Raw genomic sequence first — 4572 nt, 5'->3', positions numbered from 1 at the left:
TTGCGGGGGCGACGGGGGCCGTGGGTCCGGGGTGCCCCCCGGACACCGGCACGGACTGTCCGGAGACGAGTTCGAGGAAGGCGTCCTCGAGGCTGCGTCCGCGTGCGGTCAGTCCGTCGAGCGGGCCTTCGTAGCGCATCCGGCCGCCGGAGACGACGACGGCGCGGTCGGCGTACCGGCCCACCTCTGCCAGCGCGTGGCTGGAGACGAGCACGGTCCGGCCCCGGGCCGCGAGTCCCCGCAGCAGGTCGCGCAGCCAGCGCACGCCGGCCGGGTCCAGGCCGTTGGTCGGCTCGTCGAGGATCAGTACCTCCGGATCGCCGAGCAGGGCGCCCGCGACGGCAAGCCGCTGCCGCATGCCCAGCGAGTACTCGCCCGCGCGGCGGTCGGCGGCCGCGCCCAGTCCCACGGTCTCCAGCACCTCGTCCACCCGGCCCCGCGGCAGCCCGGCGGCCCTGGCGAGCAGGGACAGATGGGTGCGCCCCCTGCGGCCGGGGTGGACGCCGGACGCCTCCAGGACCGCGCCGACCGTGCAGCGCGGTGCGGCCAGGTCACGGTAGGCCCGCCCGCCGATCACGGCGGTGCCGCGGGTGGGCCGTTCCAGGCCGAGCAGCATCCGCAGCGTCGTGGTCTTCCCGGCCCCGTTGGGTCCGAGGAATCCGGTCACCTGGCCGGCCGGTGCCACGAAGGACACGTCCTCCACGGCGTGGACCGGTCCGAAGGTCTTTGTGAGGCCCCGCACTTGGATGTCCGTCATCCCACCCTCCTTGATGAACGCACGTTCATGAACATGCGTTCATCGTAGCGTCGGCACGGGCTCCCCGCCACGGGCGGCAGGCGGCCTCCCCATCACGGGCGGAAGATGGAAGACGGATGCGGTGCACGGACGGCGTCCGGCCGGCGGACCCCCTGCCGGACCGGCCGCCCCTCGCAGGCCCTTGCGGCGCGCCTCCCGCGGCGCGGCAGGCCGCGGGGATCCGGTGTCCACCGGGCCTGCCTCCCGGCGCACCGCCGGACGTGAGGGGCGTGAGCGAGGCGCCCTGCCGGACACGCACGTGATGGGGTGCTGCACAGTGAGTGAGAACACCATGGGCGACGACGTGTACCAGCCCCAGGGCGAGGAAGTGGTGGACGACGCCGGGCCGCTGGACTCCGAGGACACCTTGGACGACCGCGGCGTCCAGCCCTGGGACGAGGGCTACTCGCCGCCGGAGAGACCACTGGCGGTCGAGGACTGGGGCATCACCGCCGAGGAGCAGCACAGCGGCGAGGCTCTGGACCGGCGGCTGGCCCGTGAGGTGCCGGAGGGGGCCGGTCCCGAGGGTGACGGCATCGGGGACATGCCCGGGGCGGAGGGCGAGCCGAGGAGCGAGGAGGTCGGCGGCCGCCGGGCCGGGCGGCTGGTCGCCCCTGACGAGGGCGCCCACGCCGACACCGACGCGGAGCTGTTCGCCAGCGACGTGGGGATAAACGGCGGCGCCGCCGCGGCCGAGGAGGCGGCGATCCATGTCGTGTCCGAGGAGGAGGAGAGGGAGTGGCTGGAGGAGGCGGGCGGGCCGGAGGAGGGGCCGGAGGGCGAAACCGTGCGGTGACCACCGGAAGACCGGGCGCCCTTCGCAGCCCGCCTGCGGCCCCGTACGCCCCGCGTGCAGGGACTCGGCCACGGCCGGTACGAGTCGCCGCACCCCCGCCCGCAGGGCCCTGCCTGCTTCGGGGCCCCTGCCGAGGGTCCCCGGCACCGGGCCCGGAGCCGGACCGGGAGGCACCCGGAGACCGCGGACACGAGCACCGGCTCGTCCGGCAGGGCTCTGCACGACGTGGTCGCCGACAGCCGGTGCCGCGCCGGGGCCGGTGCGGTGAGACCCTCCCCGGGGACTCGCACACCGGCCACCGCTGCGCCCACGCCCCGAGCCGGGTTGGCGGTCGGCGCGGCCCGCTGGGCCGGAGCCCTGCACGGGCGGCGCGACCGGGCTGCCCGGGGCACGCGGGAGGAACGCCTCGCCTCCTGGACCGAGGAGGCCGTACGGGACGCGTGGGCCGAGCGCCGCAGGATCGCCGCCGGGCTGGAGACCACCGTCCTCTCCCGTACCGCCGACATGGTCGCGGAGGCGGAGGCGGGCCGGCTCGACGTGACCGCCGAACGCGCCCGCGAGGCCCTGGCCGCGATGCGCGCCCTGCTCGACACGGTGCGGGAGGGCGAGGCAGGGCCCGAACTGCGGCCGCAGCCCACCCTCCAGGCGCTCGACCTGCTCGCCCACCAGCTCCGGGCCACCGGCCGTGATGTCGAGATACGGCTGACCGACCGCGTACCGGAACGGCTGCCCACCGCCGTCGACCCGGCCGCCTACCGCGCCGGGGTCGGCGGGGTCGGCGGGCCGAGCACGCGGCGCCGGACGGCGGCGCCCGGGCCGAGCCGGGCGGCGGTCCTGTCGCGCCGGCCGGGGCGCTGCCACGGTCCGGCGACGCCGGTGCCGGCCCGCGGCCGTCCAGAGGGGCCGGGCGACCGGGTGTCCGGCCCGGGACGCCCGGACGTGCGGCCGTCCGGGCTTGCGGGTCAGGGCACGGCGGTCCCCCGGTAGCCCCGTCGGGGCGGAAGCCCGGGCAGCACGGTGGGCGGCACCTGTGTCCACGCGTCCGCGGGTTCGTCCAGGACCCGGCGGCCGGCGAGGGCCGCGACGATGTCGACCGCTGTCAGCATCCCGACGAGCTGACCGTCCCCGTCCAGCACCGGAAGGGCGTCGGCCCGGGTGTAGCTCATGATGTCGGCCGCGTGGCGCACCGTCTGGTCCGCGTGGACGAGCGCCGGACCGCGGCCCGGCAGGAGATCACCCACGCGCGCTCGGGACAGGGAGACGGCAGGCGCCGCGCAGGTGACGGCCAGATCGGCCCGGTCCAGCAGGCCGGCGCAGCGGCCGTCCGGACGTACGACGGGGAGATGACGCCGGCCGGACCGCTCCAGCAGCTCCCAGGCCACGAGCACGGTCTCGTCGACGGCCACCACGGCCGGGGCCGCGCGCATCACGGCGGCGACCTTCCGCGACATGACTTCCTGCTCTCCGTGCCCGTCCCCTTGCCGCTCCATGGCGTCTCCTTCCTGGCCCCGGGCGTCACCGGTCTCCTCGCGGCCCCGGGTTCCCCTCCCGGCGCGGACCATGGGCGTGCGGCCGCTCAGGCCGGGACCGGGAACCTTGGACCCTCCACATACAGCCGGTGGGTGATAAGGCTGGAAAGTAACAGTTTGAGGAGGCTGCCATGAAGAGATCGGCATCGGCACTCGAGATTCCCGAGATCCAGGTGGAGACCCGCGGCCAGGTGCCGCCGGACGCGGCCCGGTACGCACGGGAGAAGGTGCAGGCGGTCCTCGGCCAGACGCGGGAGCCGATCCTGTTCGCCCGGGTGAAGCTGACCCGTACGGCGAACCCGGCGACCGAACGTCCGGTGATCGCGCAGGCCAATGTGGACGTCAACGGCAGACCCGCTCGTGCGCACACCGCGGGCGAGACCGAGACCCAGGCCATCGACCTGCTCGAGGAGCGGCTGTCCGGGCAGCTGGCCCGGCTCGCCCAGCACTGGGAGGCCCGCCGCGGCAAGACGACGGCGCCCGGCGAGCACGAGTGGCGCCACGGCGACGAACCCACCTACCGCCCCGACTACTATCCGCGGCCGGTGGAGGAGCGGCAGGTGATCAGGCACAAGTCCTTCTCGCTCGCCCGGGAGACACCTGACGAGGCGGCCTTCGAACTGGAGTCGATGGACTACGGCTTCCACCTGTTCACCGACGCCGACTCGGGCGAGGACAGCGTGCTCTACCGGGCCGGGCCGACCGGCTACCGGCTCGCGCAGGTCCGCCCGCACCCGGCGCCGGACCGCAGGGTGGCCGTACCGCTGACGGTCAGCGACGTCCCGGCGCCCCGGCTGGACGTGGAGGGGGCGAAGCAGCGACTGGAGATCGCCGGGCTGCCGTTCGTCTTCTTCGCCGACGCGGCCACGGGGCGGGGCAACGTCCTCTACCACCGATACGACGGCCACTACGGCCTCATCACCCCGGTCGAGTAGCGCCCGTTTCGAGGACGCCCGGACCGAATCGACCCGCACCGGAGCGAGGAGCAGGCGATGCCGCACACAGTGGAGTGGAAAGTCCACCTCTACCTGTTCGAGGAGGCTGGAACGACGAGGGCGCGTGTCGTGCTGGACACCGGCCCGACCGTGCTCACCGGCCGGGGAACCGCGCGGTGCTCCCCGGAGGACAAGGACGTACCGGAGATCGGCGACGAACTCGCGGCGGGCCGCGCACTGCGCGACCTGTCCGAGCAGCTCATCGGCGCCGCCGACCGCGACATCGAGGGCGTGGGCGCCGCCAGGCCCCCCGAGCCCGAGCCAAGGGTGGGCTGGCCCGCCTGAACTGCCGGCGCCGAGGACCGCGCCCCGGCGGAGGCACGGCGGCGGGAGCCGTGGTGGCGCCACAGGTCGCCCGGCACTGCCCCCGCGGGGCGCGGTCAGCGCACGCGGCCGCGCGGCTTCAGCGGGACCGGGGGCAGGGCGGGGGCTGCCAGGGGGTCACCGTCGTAACCC

The 4572-nt window shown here is 75.6% G+C and carries 6 protein-coding genes; 4 read left to right on the top strand and 2 right to left on the bottom strand.

Features of this window, described 5'->3' with window-relative positions; genetic code table 11:
• Positions 1–757 (bottom strand): ABC transporter ATP-binding protein (locus GUY61_RS35105; protein ID WP_166634368.1); only part of this gene is annotated, 757 nt, incomplete at its 3' end.
• 331 nt (positions 758–1088) lie between these two features.
• Here GUY61_RS35105 and GUY61_RS35100 point away from each other — a divergent pair.
• Together GUY61_RS35100 and GUY61_RS40900 are read left to right on the top strand one after the other, a co-directional pair.
• Positions 1089–1592, top strand: a complete 504-nt coding sequence (locus GUY61_RS35100; RefSeq protein ID WP_243766973.1) for a DUF5709 domain-containing protein — start codon at positions 1089–1091, stop codon at positions 1590–1592.
• A 324-nt stretch (positions 1593–1916) separates the two neighbouring features.
• Positions 1917–2579, top strand: coding sequence for a hypothetical protein (locus GUY61_RS40900; protein ID WP_243766972.1), 663 nt, complete (start codon positions 1917–1919; stop codon positions 2577–2579).
• On the opposite strand, the gene GUY61_RS35090 is transcribed toward GUY61_RS40900, so the two are convergent.
• On the bottom strand, positions 2555–3082 hold the full coding sequence (locus GUY61_RS35090; protein WP_166634366.1) for an HPP family protein: 528 nt from the start codon (positions 3080–3082) through the stop codon (positions 2555–2557). The two genes, GUY61_RS40900 and GUY61_RS35090, sit on opposite strands and share 25 nt — an antisense overlap.
• A gap of 170 nt (positions 3083–3252) precedes the next feature.
• Here GUY61_RS35090 and GUY61_RS35085 point away from each other — a divergent pair, with 170 nt between their 5' ends.
• Both GUY61_RS35085 and GUY61_RS35080 read left to right on the top strand, forming a co-directional pair.
• A complete protein-coding gene (locus GUY61_RS35085; protein WP_166634365.1) occupies positions 3253–4056 on the top strand; it encodes a sigma 54 modulation/S30EA ribosomal C-terminal domain-containing protein in 804 nt (267 codons plus the stop codon).
• A 57-nt stretch (positions 4057–4113) separates the two neighbouring features.
• Complete coding sequence (locus GUY61_RS35080; RefSeq protein ID WP_166634364.1) at positions 4114–4401, top strand: DUF1876 domain-containing protein; 288 nt, start codon at positions 4114–4116, stop codon at positions 4399–4401.
• The last annotated feature ends 171 nt before the right edge of the window (positions 4402–4572 follow it).

Origin of the sequence: Streptomyces sp. GC420 (assembly GCF_009916105.1) — a bacterium.
In the GTDB taxonomy this organism is placed as follows: Bacteria; Actinomycetota; Actinomycetes; order Streptomycetales; family Streptomycetaceae; genus Streptomyces.
The sequence above is the reverse complement of the archived record's forward strand: the minus strand, read 5'-3'. Positions and strand labels throughout refer to the sequence as shown.

Coding starts and splice junctions, on each gene's coding strand:
- GUY61_RS35085 (WP_166634365.1), top strand. CDS start 3,253: ATGAAGAGATCGGCATCGGCACTCGAGATTCCCGAGATCCAGGTGGAG.
- GUY61_RS35100 (WP_243766973.1), top strand. CDS start 1,089: ATGGGCGACGACGTGTACCAGCCCCAGGGCGAGGAAGTGGTGGACGAC.
- GUY61_RS35090 (WP_166634366.1), bottom strand. CDS start 3,082: ATGGAGCGGCAAGGGGACGGGCACGGAGAGCAGGAAGTCATGTCGCGG.
- GUY61_RS35080 (WP_166634364.1), top strand. CDS start 4,114: ATGCCGCACACAGTGGAGTGGAAAGTCCACCTCTACCTGTTCGAGGAG.